General features: G+C 62.0%; 1 protein-coding gene and 1 pseudogene. Both read right to left on the reverse strand.

All coding sequences use genetic code 11. The features are described from left to right. On the reverse strand, positions 1 to 580 hold a 580-nt coding region (locus LQV45_RS31685), incomplete at its 3' end, for an MBL fold metallo-hydrolase (protein WP_230011392.1). A 649-nt stretch (positions 581 to 1,229) separates the two neighbouring features. Next, positions 1,230 to 1,514, reverse strand: a pseudogene (locus LQV45_RS31690) (glycosyl transferase); the annotation flags it as partial.

Consider the following 1,514-nt stretch of genomic DNA (forward strand, 5'->3'; position numbering starts at 1 on the left):
GACGGAGGGCGTCGGCCCCGTCTTCCGGAAAGGAGTCCTCGAAGGACGGGTGGGAACCCTGTTCGACGAGGTCGCCGGCGTAGAGGGTGCTGGCCGTGCCGACCAGGAGGTCGCCGTCGGTGTGTCCGCGGCCCAGATAGAACAAGGTGGCGGTCTGCCCGCCAAGGTCCACCAGGACCGGCTGGTCCTTCACGATGGCGTTGGGAACCACCAACTCAGCGTCGGAACCCTGACCGGCCGCCATTTCGGGTTCCGCGGAGGCCACCAGCCGGCGCTGCTCATCACCGTTCTCCTCGATTTCCGCGGCGCAGTTCTCGTGCGCCCAGAATTCCGTGACGCCCTCACTGGCGAAGACGGCGTTGCCGAAGAAGTGGTCATAGTGGGCGTGCGTGTTGACCACGGCGAGCGGTAGCCCGGTCTTTTCCCGCACGGCAGCCAGGATCTCGCGGCCCTGCCGGGGCCCGCCGCCGGTGTCGATCACCATGGCGCGCTCGGTGCCGACCACCAGACCCGTGTTGAGCAGGGAACCTTGGGTGGTCAGGACGTAGTTGTCCGGGCCGACCTCGAGCCATCGTGACATGAAATATCTCCGTATTCCGGCGTTGTTCCGGCGTGGCTGGTGCAATGTTCTGCCCTCGATTGTAGTCACAGATGCTGGCCGGAAGCTGCAAGCTTGCGCGGCGCTGGACGGTCAATCTTCGGTCTGCGAAAAAAGTTGCCCGGCTTGGCGGAGATGCTAATTCCGGTCCTCGCGCAATTGTTAGGTCTCCGGTGACCCAGGGTCGGGCGTCCGTCCCCGGACATTTGGTGGACTACGAACATGGCGGCTCGGTCTTGACAGTTGACAACATGCTCAGTCTGGCGTTGCGACTCATCTGCTGCTTCCTCACCCAACCGTCCTGGATTTTCGAAGAGCGACCGGACCCAATCTGGACAGATGGCTGCACTGGGCGTCATCAGCGATCGGCTGAACAACGGGACGAGCCCACAAATGGGTGGATTCGTTTCCCGATGCCGACGCCTTCGCGATGGGACGTCAGCACCAAGCTTCGTAGTGACGCCCGGCCGCCATTCCTAAGCCTCAAATACTGACTGTCTAGTGCCAAAACGCCAGTGCAAGGCGACATCCGTACTGCAAACGGACCGCGCCTGGCGCCCCATCTGAACTTCAACTTCGGGGTCTCCAGGTGATCAGCGCAAACGAGGTCCGCCGTAGAATTTCAGGGTCATCACGCAGGGACACCCACAGCCTGGCGGTATACGCGAACGTGCTGGTCACCTATTTCCCGCCATTCACGGTGCGAGAGATCCGGCAACCCGAGGATACTCTTCGTTGCAGTTGCCGCACGAGCGAGTGTTTCGGGAGTGAGCTTACCTTCGAAGCGCTGTACCCACTGCTCACCCACTTCGGCGGCCAAGGAATCGGTCATCTCATTTTTCGGAACGAGCACCGGCGTCCCGAGAGAAAGCGCAAGCAACAGTGCACCGGAGTTGTGCATAGCCCGGTACGGAAG

This window comes from Microbacterium sp. Bi128, assembly GCF_918698205.1.